17 protein-coding genes and 2 pseudogenes are annotated in these 16,994 nt (G+C 66.9%); 10 read left to right on the top strand and 9 right to left on the bottom strand.

The window, feature by feature from the left end; all coding sequences use genetic code 11:
• Nucleotides 1–358 (bottom strand): annotated as a pseudogene (locus GQ56_RS0117910) (DUF2339 domain-containing protein); the annotation flags it as partial.
• 462 nt (nucleotides 359–820) lie between these two features.
• On the opposite strand from GQ56_RS0117910, the pseudogene GQ56_RS0117905 reads away from it, so the two are divergent.
• The 4 genes and pseudogenes from GQ56_RS0117905 to GQ56_RS0117890 all read left to right on the top strand — a co-directional run.
• Nucleotides 821–2,134: pseudogene (locus tag GQ56_RS0117905) on the top strand (quaternary amine ABC transporter ATP-binding protein); the annotation flags it as partial.
• Nucleotides 2,127–3,017, top strand: a complete 891-nt coding sequence (gene choW / locus GQ56_RS0117900; protein WP_031399967.1) for a choline ABC transporter permease subunit — start codon at nucleotides 2,127–2,129, stop codon at nucleotides 3,015–3,017. The pseudogene GQ56_RS0117905 and the gene choW, both read left to right, overlap by 8 nt.
• A 114-nt stretch (nucleotides 3,018–3,131) precedes the next feature.
• The gene (locus tag GQ56_RS0117895) at nucleotides 3,132–4,130 is read left to right on the top strand and encodes a GlxA family transcriptional regulator (protein WP_031399966.1); all 999 of its coding nucleotides are present in this window, start codon (nucleotides 3,132–3,134) and stop codon (nucleotides 4,128–4,130) included.
• A 101-nt stretch (nucleotides 4,131–4,231) separates the two neighbouring features.
• Nucleotides 4,232–5,179, top strand: a complete 948-nt coding sequence (locus GQ56_RS0117890; protein ID WP_031399965.1) for a choline ABC transporter substrate-binding protein — start codon at nucleotides 4,232–4,234, stop codon at nucleotides 5,177–5,179.
• Nucleotides 5,180–5,362: 183 nt separating this feature from the next.
• Here GQ56_RS0117890 and GQ56_RS0117885 read toward each other — a convergent pair whose 3' ends face one another.
• From GQ56_RS0117885 to GQ56_RS0117870, 4 genes are all read right to left on the bottom strand, one after another.
• Entirely contained in the window at nucleotides 5,363–6,793 is a 1,431-nt protein-coding gene (locus GQ56_RS0117885; protein ID WP_031399964.1) for a hypothetical protein, read from the bottom strand.
• Between the two features lie 137 nt (nucleotides 6,794–6,930).
• Nucleotides 6,931–7,887, bottom strand: coding sequence for a M29 family metallopeptidase (locus GQ56_RS0117880; protein WP_031399963.1), 957 nt, complete (start codon nucleotides 7,885–7,887; stop codon nucleotides 6,931–6,933).
• Nucleotides 7,888–7,965: 78 nt separating this feature from the next.
• Nucleotides 7,966–8,094 (bottom strand): hypothetical protein, encoded by a 129-nt coding sequence (locus GQ56_RS46915; RefSeq protein WP_031399962.1) that lies wholly within the window; start codon nucleotides 8,092–8,094, stop codon nucleotides 7,966–7,968.
• A gap of 338 nt (nucleotides 8,095–8,432) precedes the next feature.
• A complete protein-coding gene (locus GQ56_RS0117870; RefSeq protein WP_031399961.1) occupies nucleotides 8,433–8,858 on the bottom strand; it encodes a PACE efflux transporter in 426 nt (141 codons plus the stop codon).
• A 147-nt stretch (nucleotides 8,859–9,005) separates the two neighbouring features.
• Between GQ56_RS0117870 and GQ56_RS0117865 the strand changes: the two genes are divergently transcribed.
• Complete coding sequence (locus tag GQ56_RS0117865) at nucleotides 9,006–9,935, top strand: LysR substrate-binding domain-containing protein (RefSeq protein WP_031399960.1); 930 nt, start codon at nucleotides 9,006–9,008, stop codon at nucleotides 9,933–9,935.
• 92 nt (nucleotides 9,936–10,027) lie between these two features.
• A complete protein-coding gene (locus GQ56_RS0117860; RefSeq protein ID WP_152601778.1) occupies nucleotides 10,028–10,327 on the top strand; it encodes a hypothetical protein in 300 nt (99 codons plus the stop codon).
• On the opposite strand, the gene GQ56_RS0117855 is transcribed toward GQ56_RS0117860, so the two are convergent.
• From GQ56_RS0117855 to GQ56_RS0117845, 3 genes are all read right to left on the bottom strand, one after another.
• Nucleotides 10,321–12,399, bottom strand: a complete 2,079-nt coding sequence (locus tag GQ56_RS0117855) for a c-type cytochrome (protein WP_031399958.1) — start codon at nucleotides 12,397–12,399, stop codon at nucleotides 10,321–10,323. The genes GQ56_RS0117860 and GQ56_RS0117855 overlap by 7 nt on opposite strands.
• Nucleotides 12,400–12,663: 264 nt before the next feature.
• Nucleotides 12,664–13,815, bottom strand: coding sequence for a WD40/YVTN/BNR-like repeat-containing protein (locus GQ56_RS0117850; protein WP_031399957.1), 1,152 nt, complete (start codon nucleotides 13,813–13,815; stop codon nucleotides 12,664–12,666).
• A gap of 67 nt (nucleotides 13,816–13,882) precedes the next feature.
• Nucleotides 13,883–14,152: a ubiquitin family protein gene (locus tag GQ56_RS0117845; protein WP_031399956.1), complete on the bottom strand. Its 270-nt coding sequence runs from the start codon at nucleotides 14,150–14,152 to the stop codon at nucleotides 13,883–13,885.
• 236 nt (nucleotides 14,153–14,388) lie between these two features.
• Here GQ56_RS0117845 and GQ56_RS0117840 point away from each other — a divergent pair, with 236 nt between their 5' ends.
• Nucleotides 14,389–14,754: an ASCH domain-containing protein gene (locus GQ56_RS0117840; RefSeq protein ID WP_031399955.1), complete on the top strand. Its 366-nt coding sequence runs from the start codon at nucleotides 14,389–14,391 to the stop codon at nucleotides 14,752–14,754.
• Between the two features lie 96 nt (nucleotides 14,755–14,850).
• On the opposite strand, the gene GQ56_RS0117835 is transcribed toward GQ56_RS0117840, so the two are convergent.
• Nucleotides 14,851–15,540 (bottom strand): aspartyl/asparaginyl beta-hydroxylase domain-containing protein, encoded by a 690-nt coding sequence (locus tag GQ56_RS0117835; RefSeq protein ID WP_031399954.1) that lies wholly within the window; start codon nucleotides 15,538–15,540, stop codon nucleotides 14,851–14,853.
• 196 nt (nucleotides 15,541–15,736) lie between these two features.
• On the opposite strand from GQ56_RS0117835, the gene GQ56_RS0117830 reads away from it, so the two are divergent.
• The 3 genes from GQ56_RS0117830 (at nucleotide 15,737) to GQ56_RS0117820 (ending at nucleotide 16,908) form a co-directional block, all read left to right on the top strand.
• The gene (locus GQ56_RS0117830; RefSeq protein ID WP_031399953.1) at nucleotides 15,737–16,081 is read left to right on the top strand and encodes a DUF4148 domain-containing protein; all 345 of its coding nucleotides are present in this window, start codon (nucleotides 15,737–15,739) and stop codon (nucleotides 16,079–16,081) included.
• 71 nt (nucleotides 16,082–16,152) lie between these two features.
• Nucleotides 16,153–16,455 (top strand): DUF4148 domain-containing protein, encoded by a 303-nt coding sequence (locus GQ56_RS0117825; RefSeq protein ID WP_052007268.1) that lies wholly within the window; start codon nucleotides 16,153–16,155, stop codon nucleotides 16,453–16,455.
• Between the two features lie 168 nt (nucleotides 16,456–16,623).
• Nucleotides 16,624–16,908 (top strand): hypothetical protein, encoded by a 285-nt coding sequence (locus GQ56_RS0117820; RefSeq protein ID WP_031399951.1) that lies wholly within the window; start codon nucleotides 16,624–16,626, stop codon nucleotides 16,906–16,908.
• The last annotated feature ends 86 nt before the right edge of the window (nucleotides 16,909–16,994 follow it).

The raw sequence follows: 16,994 nt of genomic DNA, 5'->3' as shown, positions 1-16,994 counted from the left end.
GGACGGATGTGGTGCCGGCGGCGCCCGCGGGCGTGAACGCCGTGGCGCCGGTCGTTGCCGAACCGGCCTGCGTGCCGGCCAACTGGCCGCGCAGCGACGCGATCTCGCGCGTCAGCGTCTCGACGGTCGCTTCGAGGCGCGCGACGCGATCGGCGAGCGGGACGTTCGGGGCCGCGGGCGGTTGCTGCATCGCGTGCGGCGCGGATGCCGCGGCCTTGCGCTTGCGCTGTTGCCGCGTGTGATCGAGACAGAACCCGATCGCGGCGCCGAGCAGTGCGCCGTTGGCGGCGGAGAAATCCCCGATCAATGCGGCAATCCCGCCCACGATGAAGCCGATTGCGGTAAACGCCCAATTCATCTCGCCTTGCTCCCTCTCTCGTATCGTTATCGGCCGTCGGCCGGACGCCTGCCGATCGAGGCGGTGCCGGCAAGGCCGGCAGGCGAACCGGCAGGCGCGGCGAACAGCGGTGGCTGGCGCGGCGGCCTGCGCGCGCTCAGCCTGTTGGCGGGGAATGTATCACAGCGGCCTGAGCGGATTTTCCCGGTTGGCGCGGTATCGCGGGATGCGTCTTCCGGTGTCGTCAGGCGCCTTTCCGCACGGTCATGCTTTTCATCGGCGAATGCGGTCCGTGCTTTCGTCTGAACCGCCCGGCTTCGGATCGGACGTGAAATTGTCGCAAAACGACCTGCGCCGGATGCGCATGGGCGCAAGATTCGGCGCGATGCGCGGCCCGCTGCTGCGCACAAGTCCGGTGTGCGATGCCCGCCGTTGCTGGCCGTGCGCGTATTGCGCCGCCGCAATCGGGTGCCGCCGCGTGCCGCGCCCCGCCGGGCGGGGCTGACGGCCGTGTCGCATTTGCGCAAGCGTTTGTCGTAATTCGTCGGCAGGTCGGGGTTTTTTCTGGCAACTATGTAGGCACGCTATGACACGCGTGAGTCCCCGCTACACGAGGAGAAGGTTTCGATGGATGCCCCCAAGGTCGTAGTCGAAGGTCTGTGCAAGGTGTTTGGAAGCAATCCGCAGCAGGCGCTCGACATGCTCGCCGCCGGCGCGACGAAGGACGAGGTGCTCAAGCGCACCGGTCAGGTCGTCGGCGTGCACAACGTGTCCTTCGATGTGCAGGAAGGCGAAATTTTCGTGCTGATGGGCCTGTCCGGCTCCGGCAAGTCCACGCTGATCCGCCTCGTGAACCGGCTGGTCGATCCGAGCGCCGGCAAGGTGACGATCGACGGGCTCGACGTCGCGTCGGCGCGCCGCTCGGCACTGACCGCGCTGCGCCGCAAGGACATGAGCATGGTGTTCCAGTCGTTCGCGCTGATGCCGCATCGCACCGTGGTGTCGAACGCCGCATTCGGCCTCGAGGTCGCGGGCGTCGGCAAGAAGGAGCGCGAGCGCCGTGCGATGGACGTGCTCGAGCAGGTCGGCCTCGCGCCGTTTTCGCACAAGCTGCCGTCCGAGCTGTCGGGCGGCATGCAGCAGCGCGTCGGCCTCGCCCGCGCGCTGGCCGTGAACCCGTCGCTGATGATCATGGACGAGGCGTTCTCCGCGCTCGATCCGCTCAAGCGCCGCGAAATGCAGGACGTGCTGCTGCAACTGCAGAAGGAACAGCGCCGCACGATCATGTTCGTGTCGCACGATCTCGAGGAGGCGCTGCGCATCGGCAACCGCATCGCGATCATGGAGGGCGGCCGGCTCGTGCAGGTGGGCACGCCGCAGGACATCATCGCGAACCCGGCCGACGACTACGTGCGCGCGTTCTTCGACGGCATCGACACCAGCCGCTACCTCACGGCCGGCGACCTGATGCAGACGGGCGCCGTGCCGATCGTGTCGAAGTGCGATGCCGCGAACGTCGCGGCGACGCTGAACGGCAGCGCCGAATACGCGTTCGTGCTCGACGCCGAACGCAAGCTTCGCGGCTTCGTCACGCGCGACGCGATCGGCCAGGCCACGCCGTCGGTGCGGCCGATCGAAAGCATCCGGCTCGATGCGTCGCTGGAGCATGTCGTCGCGCGCGTGGTCGCGAACCCGAATGCACTGCCCGTCGTCGACGACGAGGGCTGCTACTGCGGCTCGGTCGATCGTGCGCTCATCCTGAAGGCCATCACGCGTTCGCGAGGCTCCCATGTCTGAAATGATTCCGCTCGGCAGCTGGGTCGACCAGTCCGTTCACTACCTGCTCGACCACGATGCGAAGACGTTCGACACGATCGGCCAGGCGATCGAGGGTCTCGCGGCATTCGTCGAGCACAGCCTGCAGGCGATCCCGATGTGGCTGATGATGGCGATCTTCATCGGCGTCGGGCTGTGGCGGGTGGGCTGGCGCTTCGCGCTGTTCACCACCGCGTCGCTGCTGCTGATCTTCGCGACGGGCTTCTGGGACCAGACGGTCATCACGCTCGGCCTCACGCTGTCGTCGACGATCATCAGCCTCGTGCTCGGCATCCCGCTCGGCATCTGGGCCGCGAAGAGCAAGTGGGTCGCCGCGATCGTGCGTCCGATCCTCGACCTGATGCAGACGATGCCCGCGTTCGTCTACCTGATTCCGGCCGCGATGCTGTTCGGTCTCGGCCGCGTGCCGGGGATCCTGTCCACGGTGATCTTCGCGATGCCGCCGGCCGTGCGCCTGACGAGCCTCGGCATCCGCCACGTGAACCGCGAGATCGTCGAGGCCGGCCAGGCCTTCGGCTGCACGCCGTGGCAACTGCTGTACAAGGTGCAGTTCCCGAACGCGCTGCCGTCGATCATGCAGGGCGTGAACCAGACGATCATGATGGCGCTGTCGATGGTGATCATCGCGTCGATGGTCGGCGCGGGCGGTCTCGGCAACGACGTGCTGGCGAGCATCCAGCGCCTCGACATCGGGCTCGGGTTCGAGAGCGGCCTGTCGGTCGTGCTGCTCGCGATCATTCTCGACCGCATCACCGAAAGCTTCGGCCGTGCGCCGGGCACCGTGAAGGCGCCGCTGTTCTCGGGCCTCAAGCAGCTGTTCCGCGTGAAGGCCGCGCACGCATAACCGCGAGCGACCCGCGGCCGGATCGACCCGGCCGCTTCCCCCCGATTCGATGATGGCTTCCGCGGCACCGGCCGCGGGGCTGGCTCCCTGCAACCTCGCCGCCAGGAGACCGATGTGACGTCCGCCGTCGCTGTTGCGCCCGCCGCCTGCGTTTCACCGGTTTCGTCCCTCGCCCATTTCGGCTTCCTGACGCTGCCGAACTTCTCGATGATCGCGTTCTCGAGCGCCGTCGAGGTGCTTCGGATGGCGAACTACGTGGCGCGCGCCGACCACTACGCGTGGTCGATCTACTCGCTCGACGGCGCGCCGGCGCGCGCGAGCAACGGCATCGCGGTGCGGCCCACGCAGGCGCTCGACTACGCGAACCTGCCCGACGTGATGATCGTGTGCGGCGGCATCCGCATCCGCGACGTGGTCGACGAGCGCGCGCGCGAAACGCTCGCGGCGCTCGCGGAGCGCGGGCTGCCGCTCGGCGGCATCTGCACGGGCGCGTATGCGCTGATGTCGGGCGGGCTGCTCGACGGCTATCGCTGCACCGTGCACTGGGAGAATCTGTCCGCGCTGCACGCGGAGTTTCCGCAGGTCGGCTTCGCCGACGAGCTGTTCGTGGTCGATCGCGACCGGCTGACCTGCACCGGCGGCACCGCGCCGCTCGACCTGATGCTGAACCTCGTCGGCATGCGGTTCGGCCAGCAGCTTGCCGCGCAGGTGTCGGAGCAGTTCATCCTGGAGCGCATCCGCAGCTCGACCGATACGCAGCCGATCCCGGTCGATGCACGCGTCGGCTTCTCGCGCGCGGAGCTGATCGAGGTCGTGCGGCTGATGGAGGCGAACATCGAGGAGCCGCTGTCGCTCGAGGAGCTTGCGCGGCTCGTGCGGCTGTCGCAGCGGCACCTGCAGCGGATGTTCAAGGTGTACCTGAACGTGTCGCCGACCCACTATTACCTGACGCTGCGCCTGAAGCGCGCGCGCGACCTGTTGCGCACGACCGACGCGTCGATCGCGCGCGTGACGACGGTCTGCGGCTTTCATTCGCCGTGTCATTTCAGCAAGGCCTACCGCGCGCAGTTCGGCCATGCGCCGAGCTACGAGCGCCGGTTGCCGGGGCGCTGACCGGACCTACGTCCGCGACGCCGCCGGGATCGCGGCGCGCGGCTTCGATAAACGATCCCGCAATCAAGCAAGCAAACGACATCACTTTGAGGAGAAGCAGGATGAAGCGCCTATTGATCGCAGCGGTGTGCGGGGTCGGGATGACCGCACCGATGTCGGCCGTGTACGCGGCCGATCCCCCCGTATGCAAGAACGTGCGCTTCGCGGATGTCGGCTGGTCCGACATCGCGGCGACCACGGGCCTCGCGTCGACGATGCTGCAGGGGCTCGGCTACAGCCCGACGAAGACGATCGCATCGGTGCCGATCACGTTCGCGGGGATCAAGAGCAAGCAGATCGACGTGTTCCTCGGCTACTGGTCGCCGACGATGGACCCGATCATCCAGCCGTTCACGAAGGCCGGCACGATCAAGGTGCTCGCGACGCCGAACCTGACCGGCGCGAAATACACGCTCGCGGTGCCCGACTACGTGTACCAGGGCGGCCTGAAGTCGTTCGCGGACATCCAGAAGTTCGCGGACAAGCTCAACGGCAAGCTCTACGGGATCGAACCGGGCAACGACGGCAATGCGCTGATCAAGAAGATGATCGACGGCAACCAGTTCGGCCTCGGCAAGTTCAAGCTGGTCGAGTCGAGCGAGGCCGGGATGCTGGTCGAGGTGAATCGCGCGATCCGCGACAAGCAGTGGATCGTGTTCCTCGGCTGGGAGCCGCATCCGATGAACGTGCAGATGAAGATCGACTACCTGACCGGCGGCGACGACGTGTTCGGGCCGAACTACGGCGAAGCGAAGGTGCTGACGGCGACGCCGCCCGACTACTCGCAGCGCTGCCCGAACGTCGCGAAGTTCGTGTCGAACCTGCAGTTCACGACCGCGATCGAGAACCACGTGATGGTGCCGATCATGAACAAGGAAGACCCGAACAAGGCGGCCGCCGAATGGCTGAAGGCCAACCCGCAGGCGCTCGACAAGTGGCTCGCCGGCGTGACGACGCTCGACGGCAAGCCGGGGCTGCCGGCGGTGAAGGCCTATCTCGGCGTGCATTGAGCGACGGGCCCGGGCCTTCGTCGGTGTCGGCGGAGGCTCGATGGAACGGCGCCCCCGATCCGGGAAGCTTCCCGGCGCGGGGGCGCCGGCATGCGTCATGGCGGGAGGTTGGCGCGACCCGCCACCGTCTGCCTGCGGCAGGCGTTGCACCGCGCCACCGGCGCATCGGGAACCCAGCCTGGGTCACGACACCGGCGCGGGAACGTCGAGCATGAGCCACGCGTCGATGCCTTGCATCACGTCGCGCCAGTCGCCTTCGCGGGTCTGTCGCAACGCGGTCGCGTTTCCGATCCACGGGCTCGCGGCGCCCTCGACGCCCCAGCGCCAGTCGCCGGAGAGGTGGGTCGGTACGCATGTCGGCACGCCCATCATGGCGGCCAGGTTGGCCACCCCCGAATCGACGGCGATCACGGCGTCCAGTTGCGCGATGCATGCCGCCGTGTCGCCGAAATCCCGGATGCCGGGCAGGTAGCGGCTGACGTTGCCGGCCGGCGTGCCGGCCAACGCCTCGGCGGCGGGATGATGCAGGTTCACGAAATGCACGCGCTCCGCCGTGGCGGGGGGCCCGACGAGCGCGTCGATCGCGTCGAGCGGCAGGCTGCGGCGCGCGGCCCAGCACCGGATGGTGGCGCCCTGTTCGGGCCAGTGTCGTTGAACGCAATCCCAGAACAGCCCGATCAGCCGCTTCTCCGGATGCCGTTCGCGCAATCGCGCGGCCCATTCGGCGGCGATCCGCTGCTTGTCCGGCGGCACCTGAAGGTAGGGCTCGAACCATCGTTGCGGCGTGGATGACTGCCGCGCCTTCAGCATCGGCAAGTGCAGCAGCGTCGCATGCAGGTCCGGCGCGAACCGGTCCGCGCGCGCTTGCAGCCCGCCGGGCAACGGCGCGTGAAACCGCGTCGGGTTGGGCGCGCTGACCACCTCGCACTGCGGCAGCGACGCCTGCATGAGCGCGTGGCTCTGCGGATGGCAGGTGAGCATCACGTGCGCCCCCGCGGCCAGCCAGTCGGTCACGCAGGCGGCCAGCAGGAAGTTGTCTCCGAAACCGTGTTCATGCGTGACCAGCACGCGCTTGCCGCGCACATCCGCCTCGCCGTCCCATACGGGGATGCCGGCCGGTCGGTAGTTGCAGGACAGGCGGGGCACGTCGTCACGCATGCGCCAATACGCGAAGCCGCGCGGATCGCCCGCCTTGAGCATCGCCTCTCCCATCGCAAATCCGATCGATGCGGCCATCCCGCCCTGACCGGACGCCGCCATCCGCCAGGCTTCGCCGAGCAACGCGATGGCCTGCGAGAGATCGCCGGCCATCATCAGGCTCATGCCCAGCCGCAAGCGGAAGAGTTCGGGGCGGCTGTGCCGCGACGGGTCGCGCCTCCACGTATCCGCCGCCTCGACATAGCGGCCCAGCAGATAGAGCGCGTCGGCGCGCCGGGTCAGGAAAGCTGTGTCGTGCGGATCGAGCGCCAGCGCGCGGTCGGCCCACGGGAGCATGGCTTCCTCGCGCCGCAGGGCGGTCAGCAGCTCGCAGATCCGGTGCAGAATCGCCGGATTGCGTGGATCGCCCGCGTATTGCGTCTGCGCGACGTGCAGCTGTTCTTCAAGGTCGACCATGACGATTGGCGATGAACGTGGGCGCGCACCGTACGATGCGGGCGTGACGCGGCCGGGCGCCGGAGGCCGGCCGGGAGTGGGCAGCGCACCGCCGGCGCCCGGCCGGCAGCGCGACGCCGGCGGTGTCGTCGAAGGCGCTACACACGGAATGCGCCGTCGAAGACGACGGTGTCGTCGAACCGTATCGTTCCGGACGAAAACACCAGGTCCAGATGATGGCTGCCGCGCTCGCCGCCGCCGAGGCCCAGGTGCAACCCGGCATGGCGTTCCTCGAAACTGGCGTTTCGTCCGTGCAGCCGGACGTTCAGATTCGTGCCGATCCCGAACTCCTCGACGATCCGGTTTCCCGCGCATTTGTCGAGATACAGCCTGAAATCGTCTTCAAGCTGTCGATTGGCCGACGTCACGCTGACAACCCGGCCGCGCTCGATCCCGACGTTCAGGATCGGGTCGATGACGCCGTACTTGATCGCGAAGGGCACCGTGCTCAGGAAGGTGCCGCCGAACAGGACGTTGCCGGTCAGGTCCGGCACGCGGGTCGCCACTTCGCCGGGCATCAGGTCGTAGTGGTTGCGGCCGTCGAGGCTTTTCCAGGTCTGGTCCAGCGTTCCGTGCACCGAGCCGCCGAAGCCGTCGCGGAACTGCACGCGCCGCGCCCGGGCCGCCGCGGCGATGATGTGCTGGTTGCGTGCGGCGATATCGTCGATGTTCTCGGAAAATGCCTCGTTGAAGTATTCGCCGTATTCCCGCAGCAATACCGATTTCTTCCAGTGCTCGGCCATTTTCGGCTTGAGGGGTGGAATGAACGACGGCCCGTGCGGATTGATGTCGGAACGCACCGAGGAGTCGTACATGAAAATAAACATGTCGCACCGGTCGATTTCATTTATGACGCGTTCGTGATTTTCCGTATCGAGTTCGATATAAGTAAATGCGTATTCAAGGTTCACCGGGCAATGCCGAATGATCGATTGCGCGGTGTTTCTCTGGCTTCGGTCCGAGCCGACCAGGATGCTGGCGCCGGGCCCGTGTTTCTCCATCATCGCCGGATGTCCGCGGACGCACGAAAAGAAATTCTCGACGCTTTTTTCCATGAATGCCTCCGCCGGTACCCGGGTTCAGGATCAAAAATGGCGGACCGTTGCGATCCGCCACCGTACGAGGCTGCCTGCTTACGCCCACAGGGCCGTTGCGAACGGAATGACCGCGCTGTCCTTCATCATCTCGACCCAGTCTTCGTGCTGCTCTTCCTGCATCCATTCGATCAGCGGAAGATCCTGCTTTTCCTGATTTTCGTTCATGATGATTTCCTTTTGGAGGAATTGAACTGCGAACATCGCAAATCGTCCTCTGGAATTCAAGGGCGGATTTAGCGATTGAGTTGGCGCAGGTGGTTGCGCTGATTATGTGGGGCAGGTGAGTCAGATTATTTTTCGTTAATCTTGAATCTACCTTAGCAGTTGGATTTGCGAAGTGGCAATGTAACGTAAACCCTATGTGGATTTTAACTTTTTTAATATTTGCTTTTGAAGTTGTTTGAATGTCGGGTAAATAAAATGGGGATGGTTTTGAAAGGGAAATAACCGGGCGGATTGATGTCGTTCCTGAACGCCCGATCGTGCCGGCCGGTGCGCCCGGCTCACGGCCCTTTCGTTGCCGCCGGTACGTCGAATACCCGATCGAAGGCCCACTGGAACACGAACGCGTAGCAGAAGAAGAACGCGAACAGCCCGATGTCGACCACGAACGCGTCGAGCCACGAGATGTGGAGCCACCACGCCACGACGGGCACCAGGATGAAGATCAGCCCGCCTTCGAACCCGGTCGCGTGCAGCACCCGCCGCCCGAGCGTGCGTTCGGGTTGCCGGCGCGACGCTTCCCAGCGCTCGAACAGCGCGTTGAAGATCACGTTCCACAGCATCGCGATCGCCGACATCGTCGCCGACAGCGCGCCCGAATAGACGAGGTCCTGCCTGAAGATCGCCGCGAGCGCGGGCGAGATGCAGGCGATCGCGATCGCTTCGTAAAGCAGCGCCTGCGTGATCCTGCGCGTTAGGCCTTGCACGGGGTTCCTCCGGTTCGACACGATGCGCCGCGGCACCGCGCCGCGACGTTCCGCAAGGCTATCCGCGTTGCATGCCCGCTTCAATTCACCTAATCTCACCCCGATTGAATCGAATTCAACCCGGCCGCATCCGGCCCGCGAGGCTCCGTGTTCTCGAAAATTCCGTTGACCGCATTGCGCGTATTCGAGTCGTCGGCGCGGCTCGGCGCGTTCAGGGCCGCCGCGGACGAACTGTCCGTGACGCCGGCCGCCGTGTCGCACCAGATCAAGTCGCTCGAAAGCCGGCTCGGCGTGCTGCTGTTCGAGCGCGGCGCGGGCGGCGTGCGGCTCACGGAGGACGGCGAGCGCCTGTTTCGCGCGAGTCACGACGCGCTGCTGGCATTGAGCCGCGGGCTCGACGCGGTGCGGCCCGCAGCCGCCGGCGAGCGCACGCTCGTGCTCACCACCACGCCCGCATTCGCCGCGATGTGGCTGATTCCGCGCCTCGGCCGGTTTCGTCGCGTCGATCCGCAACTGCACATCAAGGTCGAGACCGGCAACGCGCTCGCCGACCTCGACCGCGACGCGCGGATCGATCTCGCGATCCGCGCGACGTCGCGCAGGTTTCCGGCGCTGCACGAGATTGCGCTGATCGACGAGTATTTCAGCGCCTATGCGGCCGCCGGCTTCGACGCGCATCGCACGGACGCGCCGCTCGACCTGATCGAGACCGTGTGGGATACGCCGTTGCCGGTGTCGGTCGACTGGGCGTCATGGTGCCGCGCGGCCGGTCGCGAAGCGTGGCTCGAGCGCGCGGTATTTCGCCATTACGACGACGAGCATTACGCGTTGCAGGCGGTGCTGCATGGGCAGGGCATCGCGCTGCTCAGCTCCGTGCTGGCAGCCGAGCACGTCGCACAGGGGGCACTCACGCCGATCGAGCCGTCGGTGCGGCTCGATGGCGCACGTTTCGTCGCGCTGTGCAGGCCGGGGCGGGAGCGCGAGCCGCAGGTCAGGTCGTTTCTCGACTGGATCGAAGCGGAGATTGCGCAGACGCGGGAGGCAGTGGCGGGGATCCCGGGCGACGGACACGCGTGAGAAGGTTCGCGCGGATGACGTGGCCGGTTCGGAACTTGTGGTGCAGGCCCCCCGGCCCCTCCACCTGCGTGTTGGCGGAGCACGGCGCGAACGTGCATACCGACGCGTTGAAGACGGGGTCGCCGTTGCCGAGCGGCTTGCCGTTGTTGCTCTGGTTGTTGACGGAGGCGATCGACCTGTCGATCAGGCCGTCCTGCGTGACGCTGCTTTGCGCTTGCACACCGTCTGCGGTCGCCATGCCGACGAGCATCGATGCGACGAGTGATCCTGTCCGGGTGAAACTTGGTTTCGTCGTGTCTGGTAGTCGAGAGTGCGGCATGGCGTGGCGAAGGTGTCGGCCGGTGCTGCGGATCCAGCCGACGACGATCGCCACGCGCGATGGCGTTCAGTAACGCGCATCCAGTGGCTTGCCGCCCTTCGGCCAGTCGTGGATCTTGTCCGGGAAGTCCGGGCGCGGCCGAGTCGTAAACCACGCCGCCACATCGACTGCATCCTGGTCACTCAATCCGCCTTGTCCAAGCGGGAACCGGTTGTGCGAACCGATCGCCATGTTTTGCTTCACGAACGCGGCGGCGGTGTAGAGGCGCGCCATGCCGGCCCCGATGTTGAACGACTGGTCGCCCCACAGCGGCGGATAGATCGCGGTGCCGTCGGCGCGCTGCATCCCGGCACCGTCCGTGCCGTGACACGATGCGCACTGCGCGGCATACACGTCCTTGCCGTGCGCGAGATCGGGTTTCAGCGCGGTATCGATCTTGCCGACCCCGCGGCCCGGAATCCGGTCCTTCGGATGTGCGCCGTTTCGCATCCAGTCGAAGTACGCGACCATCGCTTTCATGTCGTCCGAGTCGACCGGGAGCGGCTTGCCGTTCATCGAGCGCCGGAAACACCCGTTGATGCGATCCGCCAGCGACAGCACCTTGCCGGATCGCGGCGCGTAGCTCGGGAACTGGGACGACAGGCCGGCATACGGCGACGCGAGTGCCACGGTGCCGCCGCTCAGATGGCAGCTTGCACAGTTGAGCGAATTGCCGACGTTGTGCGGCAGCAGCGCCTTCGTCTCGAGATTCAGCCGCATGCCGCGCACCAGTTGCGCCGCGTTCGGCTGGTCCAGCAGCGCGGAGAAGCGGGGCGTCCTGAACGCGGCCGTTTCGCCGCCGGCGGCCAGCGACCTGCGCATCTTGCGGACGTCCATCGCGAGTACGGGGTCGTTGCGGCCGCCCCATGACGCGCGGACGAAGGTCAGTATCTCGGCCAGTTCCCGATCGGATAGCTGGTTGAACGCCGGCATCGTGTAGATGCGCGGATGGGTACCGGTCTGCGGCGTTTGCCAGCCGGTCAGCGCAATATGGATCAGCGAGTCGGTTTGCTTCGACAGCACGGCGGGATTGCCGGACAACGGCGGAAAGACTGGCGAGAAGCCGCGGCCGTCGACCTGGTGGCATGAGCTGCAGAACTGCACGTAGCCGAGTCCGCCCTTCGACGTGTACAGCGCCTCGGGGATATCGCGCGCCGGCTGGCCACCGGAGGCGGGTGCTGCCGCGGCCGGCCCGTTCGCGGTAGCGGCCGCGTTCGCGTTCGGCAGCGAATTCAGGTACACGCCGATCGCGGCGAGATCCGCGTCGCTGAAGTACTGGGTACTGTGGTGAACTACGTCCGACATGCCGCCGGCCGCGGTCGTGTAGCGATTGCGGCCGGTCTTGAGCAACGTGACCAGATCGTCGACGGGCCAGAGTGCGCGCAGATTGACGGCCCGCCATGATTCGACCGTCGCGCCGGACAGATACAGCGGCCCGCTGCTGCCCGACTCCGACATGGCCTTTTCCTGGAAGAACGTCCCGCGTGGCGTATGGCAGGCGCCGCAATGTCCGGCGGCTTGCGTCAGGTACGCGCCGCGATTCCAGGTCGCATCCTTGTCAGGGTTGGGCACGTAACGGGTGTCGTCGAGGAACAGGGCGTTCCAGAATGCGAGGCCCCAGCGCATGTTGAACGGCCATTTGATGCCGAGCGGTTTGTTCTCCAGTTTCACCGGCGCGACGCCGTCCTTCAGATACGCGAAGAGGGCGCGCATGTCGTCTTCGTCGAGTTTGGCGAAGGACGGGTAAGGCATGGCCGGATACAGGTGATGCCCGTCCGCCGCGATGCCTTTGCGCATGGCCCGGTCGAACTGCTCGAACGTATAGCGGCCGATGCCGGTAGCCTCGTCGGGTGTGATGTTGGTCGAATAGACCGCACCGAACGGCGTGCTCAACGCGAGGCCACCCGCGAGAGGCGGGCCGTTCGCCGAGGTGTGGCACGCGACACAGTCGCCGGCGCGTGCGACGTAGGCCCCTTTCCTGACCAGCTCGGTTGCGTCGACTTGCACCGGGGACGTCGCCGCTGCCACGACGACGGGCAGCAACGCGGCGATCGACAGTGCGGCTTTGAGGCAGAACTGCGACAGACTGCGGATCGATGATCTCATTGCGCGTGATGGTTATTCTGGGGAGAGATGAGTCATCGTCCCCTTATTGGCCGTCCCCCGGTCTGACGGGAATCAACCGGCCATCACTCGATCACATAATTCATTTCTACGGCAACGGAGATCTCCGGATGCAGTCCGCGTGGCGCCGTGGCTTCCGACGTCCGGTTGCTTCGGAAGCGGGGCCGGTGCGGCGGCTGCGCAGAGGCGGGCACTCGATTCGCGCGATGGGCGGATGTCGTGTCGCGGGTCATCCGCCGACCACCGTCACCCGAACCTGACGCAATAAACCGGCGGTAAATGCGCCGACACCAGCCGCCAGTTTTCCCCGCCGTCGTCGGACGTCCACAACCCGCCGGTCGTCGACGCCATCGCGAGACGCGTGCCCGAATCGTCCACCGCGAGCCCGTGCCGATACACGAGGTCGTACGCCGGCGCGGGCGGCAACCCGTTCGTGAATGGCTCGAAACTGCGCCCGCCGTCGCGGGTGCGCGTGACGACGAAGCGGCCGTCCACCGGAATTCGGCACGCGTCCTTCACGGCCGGCACGAACCACGCGGTGTCCGGCTCGCGCGGATGCACGGCCACCGCGAAACCGAAGCTCGACGGCTGCGCCTCGATGCGCCGCCAGTGTTCGGCGCCGTCGGTCGAGCGGAAGATCGCGCAGTGATGTTGGGTCCACAGCACGTCCGGATTGGCCGCGCACTGCACGACGCGGTGCGGGTCCTGCGCGTTGGGTTCACCGCGCCGCTCGGGCGGCATGTAGTCGGCTTCCATGCCGTCGGCCGTCACGCGCCACGTCGCGCCGCCGTCGGCGGTCTGCCAGACGCCGCCGCACGAGATGCCGATCGTCACGTGCCGGCTGTCGCGCGGATCGACCATCACCGAATGGATGCCCGGCGCATCGTATCCTCCGCCGCCCCATTCGGCGCGTTCGGGGCGATCCCACAATGGCCGGTTGAGCACCCACGAACTGCCAGCGTCGCCGGAGCGGAACAGCCCGCCGGGAATCGTGCCGGCCCACAGCACGCCCGGCTCGTCGGCGCCGCCGGCTTCGAGCGACCAGATCTGCTGGAGCGTCCACGGTGGCGTCGGCGGGCCGGGCGGCGCGTCGCCCGTGTCGCCTGCGGCGCCCGCGCCCGCAGGCGCGCCGGCGGGCGGGACGTCGGCAGGCTGCGGCGGATACACGGGCACCGCGCATTCTTCCCAATCGGTGGCACCGGCGCGCCTGCGGTGCAGCTTGACGCCGAAATGACCGAGGTTCAGCGCGGCATACAGCGTGCCGTCGCGCGGGTCGGCGAGCGCCATGCTGACCGGCTCCCCGGCGAACTGCGGCTCACCGAGCGCCCAGCCGCCGTCGTGGTCGGGCTGCAGCACGAACAGGCCCTTGCGGGTGGCGACGAGCAGTCGATCGTTCATGTGCGATGTCTCCTGATGGCCCGGCCTGGCGTTCCGGTACGTGGCCTGCGCCGATGCATACGTCCCCTTATCCGCCCGTCAGCGCCTGGACGACATACACCCGGCTGGTGTCGCCGAGCCCGTCGGACAGGCGCTGACGGTCGCGTATCGGCTGGCCGTCGATGAATACCGACAGGTGTTTGCGCAGCGCACCCTGGTCGTCGAGGATGTAGCCGCGCAGTCGCGGCTGCTCGCTGAAAACGGTGTCGAATGCTTCGCCGAGCGTGTGGGCGTCGATTTCGCGCTCGGGCGTATCGACATGTCGCTGGATCGATGCGGCGAAGAAGAGGTGCGCCATGGCGGTGGCTGGCAGGAGCCGCGCGGAGGGGACGGTCTGTAGTTTAGGCGATCCGTCGCGGGCGCAAAGGTGGCGTCTCGTAGTCGCGGTGCGACGGCGAGCCCGATCCGTCCCGGTCGACACGGTCAGGCGAATCGGCAACAATCCTGCCCGAACCGTCATCGCGTGCCGGATTCGGTTGCCATGCCGATCGACGGTCGCGCGCGCTCCACTTGCCGATGAAGGAAAACCTTGCCATGCCGCGCTCCGCGTTATCGATCGTCAAGCCCGCCGTCGACGATATCGTCGCGTGCCGCAAGCGCGTGGAAATCCGCTCATGGGCGCCGCCGGCCATACCGTTGCGTGACCTCGTGCTGGTGCAGAACACGATCTTCCTGCGACAGGACGGGCAGGAGGATCCCGACGGGATCGCGCTCGCGTTGGTCGATGTCGTGGGCGTGCACGACTGGACACATGACGAAGCCCGCTGGCAAGGCAAGCAATGGTGTGCCGGATACGTGTGCTGGGAACTGACGAACGTGCGGGCGATCGATCCGCCTTTTCCATGTGTCGCGAGGCGCGGCATCTATGCGTTGGCGGATGATTTCGCGAAGGTATCCTGACGATTTTGCATGCATCCGGGGCGGGCAGAACTCCCTTTCGACACGCGAGAGGCTGGTCGAAACGATCGACCTCCCGGCATGCGCCGGCCGCCTGCGCTAAACCGGAATCGATCGCCCGCGAATCCTGATTCCAAGCCGTACCACGCCGATCACCGCATTCGACAGCCACGTGAGCAAGCGCGGCATCCCGCGCCGGCGGATATCGAGCAGCAGCACGATCCGCACGGCATCGCTGTCGTTCCACACCTCGTGCATGAACGTGTCGTCCCACAGCAGGAAACGGCCTTCCTCGAGCCGGTATTCGTGGCCGTCCACTTTCAGCACGGCGGCTGGCGTGCCGTCGGCGCGCTTCGGCATCGACAGCACGAGATAGCCGCGCAGGATGCCGCGGAACGGCCCGCGATGCGGTGGAATGTGCTTGCCGGGAGCGAGGAACGACAGCGAGGCGGACAGCACGTCCGGCGACGCCGCGACGATCGACGCGATCGTCGGGCAGCGCGACAGGTTGCGCGGAAACGGCTGGCCGTAGGCCTGCATGATGAACATGCGCCAGTCGCGGGCGTCGTTGGCCGAGATGTCGTACTGCTCGCGCATGATTTCGTGGAAGCGCGGAATGCGCGGCATGTCGCGCGCGACGTCGAATGCCTCTGCCTGGATGTCGGGCCACGCGCGGACGAAGCGCTCGGCGTCGGGAAACGCGGCCGTGTCGAGCACGGCGCCGCCGTCGATGTGGCGGTCGTACAGCGTGCGCAGCAGGCCGGCTGCATAGTCGTAAGCGACGGACATGGTCGATCGAAAGGCGATCCGTAAAGGGTGACGTCAGTCTGCCCGAACCGCGGCGGGTGCCGCGTTACGTCAGGTTACGCCGACTGACGAAAGAATGACAGTTCAATGAACGCCCTGCCGTGCGGGAATAAACGCACACGCTCCGTCGTCATACGGGTGTAGCACGTCGTTTCGTTGACTGATCGAGGAGTGGAACATGAACACGTACAGGCTGATGGCCGCCGCCGTGGCGGCGATTTCTCTCGCAGGTGTCGCGACGCAAGCGTCGGCGCAGGCGCTCACGCGCGCCCAGGTCACGCAGCAACTGATCGACGCCGAAAACCAGGGGCTGCGCTTCGTGACCGATACGTCGTATCCGGACGTGAGCCCGCTGTTCCGGCGGCAGGTCGAACAGATGCCGCAGCGTCAGGCCGGCACGGCGGTCGGCCGCGATCCGGCCGCGTCGTCCGAAGCGGGCAAGCCGGCGGCGATGGCGACGCACCCGCGCGCCGGCGCATGCGTCGGCCCCGCCAGCTTCTGCGCGATCTACTTCGGAAGCTGACGCAGCGGCCTGCGTTCGCCGGTCGGGCATTCACCACGGTCGGTCGATACGGAACATGGATGGGGTTCATCATGAAGATATATATCGCAGTCCTGACGATGATCGGAGCGATTGCCGGTCAACCGGCGTTCGCGCAATCGGACGCGCCGCTGACGCGAGCGCAGGTTCGCGACGAACTGATGCGCATGGAAGCGGCCGGGTACGACCCGGCGAAGGGGGACGACGCCGTGTATCCGGCGGACATCCAGGCGGCGCAAGCGCGGCTCGCCATGCAGGAGCGGGCGCGGATGGCGGCGTCCGACGCGCATGCGCCGATGCCCGGTACGTCGGCGCAGACCCGCTGCCAGGTGTCGCCATGGTCGTGTGCGCCCTGACGCGGCCGTGTTCGCGGCCGGGCCGCGCGCGGGGCCTTCGCGCGGTGCGGCCCGGCGCGAGTGCGCCGGCCGCGCTGCCCGTCGTCGCGCGCCGCTTCGCGCGGCGGCGCGATCGTCTTGCCGGCCGGTCGCGGACAGCCGGCAGATCGATCGCACGATGATCCGGATATGGACGGCGATGGCGCGCAACGGCGCAATCCGGTTCGCGGAGGGATCGTCGCGCGGGCCGGCATCGTCATCGGGCGTTTCGCGCCGGTTTCGTTGTTTGCGCCGCGCTTACCCGACACATTTTTCACGACGATGACGTTTCGCATTCCGCTCGTCGTCGCGGCTGCCGCCGCGATCCTTTCGGTCCGCAAGCTTGCCGGTCCGGCATGCCGCGCCGCGCGGGCCAGCGGGAGGCGATGCACGTGCGACCCGAATCGATCGCGGCACGATAGTAGTGTCATCTGACTGGCGTACCGTCCGTGAGTCGTCCTTCATGTCCGGCTCAACGGGAATCGCTTCCGCTGCGCGCACGGGTGAGCCCGCCTTCGCGC

The organism is Burkholderia paludis, assembly GCF_000732615.1.
Classification (GTDB): Bacteria; Pseudomonadota; Gammaproteobacteria; order Burkholderiales; family Burkholderiaceae; genus Burkholderia; species Burkholderia paludis.
This window is presented reverse-complemented; position numbering and strand designations above follow the sequence as displayed.

What these genes read in the sequence shown, in the direction of transcription:
- GQ56_RS0117840 (WP_031399955.1), top strand. Translation starts at nt 14,389, where the DNA reads ATGCCGCGCTCCGCGTTATCGATCGTCAAGCCCGCCGTCGACGATATC.
- GQ56_RS0117855 (WP_031399958.1), bottom strand. Translation starts at nt 12,399, where the DNA reads ATGAGATCATCGATCCGCAGTCTGTCGCAGTTCTGCCTCAAAGCCGCA.
- GQ56_RS0117830 (WP_031399953.1), top strand. Translation starts at nt 15,737, where the DNA reads ATGAACACGTACAGGCTGATGGCCGCCGCCGTGGCGGCGATTTCTCTC.
- GQ56_RS46915 (WP_031399962.1), bottom strand. Translation starts at nt 8,094, where the DNA reads ATGAACGAAAATCAGGAAAAGCAGGATCTTCCGCTGATCGAATGGATG.
- GQ56_RS0117835 (WP_031399954.1), bottom strand. Translation starts at nt 15,540, where the DNA reads ATGTCCGTCGCTTACGACTATGCAGCCGGCCTGCTGCGCACGCTGTAC.
- GQ56_RS0117825 (WP_052007268.1), top strand. Translation starts at nt 16,153, where the DNA reads ATGAAGATATATATCGCAGTCCTGACGATGATCGGAGCGATTGCCGGT.
- GQ56_RS0117880 (WP_031399963.1), bottom strand. Translation starts at nt 7,887, where the DNA reads ATGGAAAAAAGCGTCGAGAATTTCTTTTCGTGCGTCCGCGGACATCCG.
- GQ56_RS0117885 (WP_031399964.1), bottom strand. Translation starts at nt 6,793, where the DNA reads ATGGTCGACCTTGAAGAACAGCTGCACGTCGCGCAGACGCAATACGCG.
- GQ56_RS0117820 (WP_031399951.1), top strand. Translation starts at nt 16,624, where the DNA reads ATGGACGGCGATGGCGCGCAACGGCGCAATCCGGTTCGCGGAGGGATC.
- GQ56_RS0117845 (WP_031399956.1), bottom strand. Translation starts at nt 14,152, where the DNA reads ATGGCGCACCTCTTCTTCGCCGCATCGATCCAGCGACATGTCGATACG.
- GQ56_RS0117890 (WP_031399965.1), top strand. Translation starts at nt 4,232, where the DNA reads ATGAAGCGCCTATTGATCGCAGCGGTGTGCGGGGTCGGGATGACCGCA.
- GQ56_RS0117850 (WP_031399957.1), bottom strand. Translation starts at nt 13,815, where the DNA reads ATGAACGATCGACTGCTCGTCGCCACCCGCAAGGGCCTGTTCGTGCTG.
- choW (WP_031399967.1), top strand. Translation starts at nt 2,127, where the DNA reads ATGTCTGAAATGATTCCGCTCGGCAGCTGGGTCGACCAGTCCGTTCAC.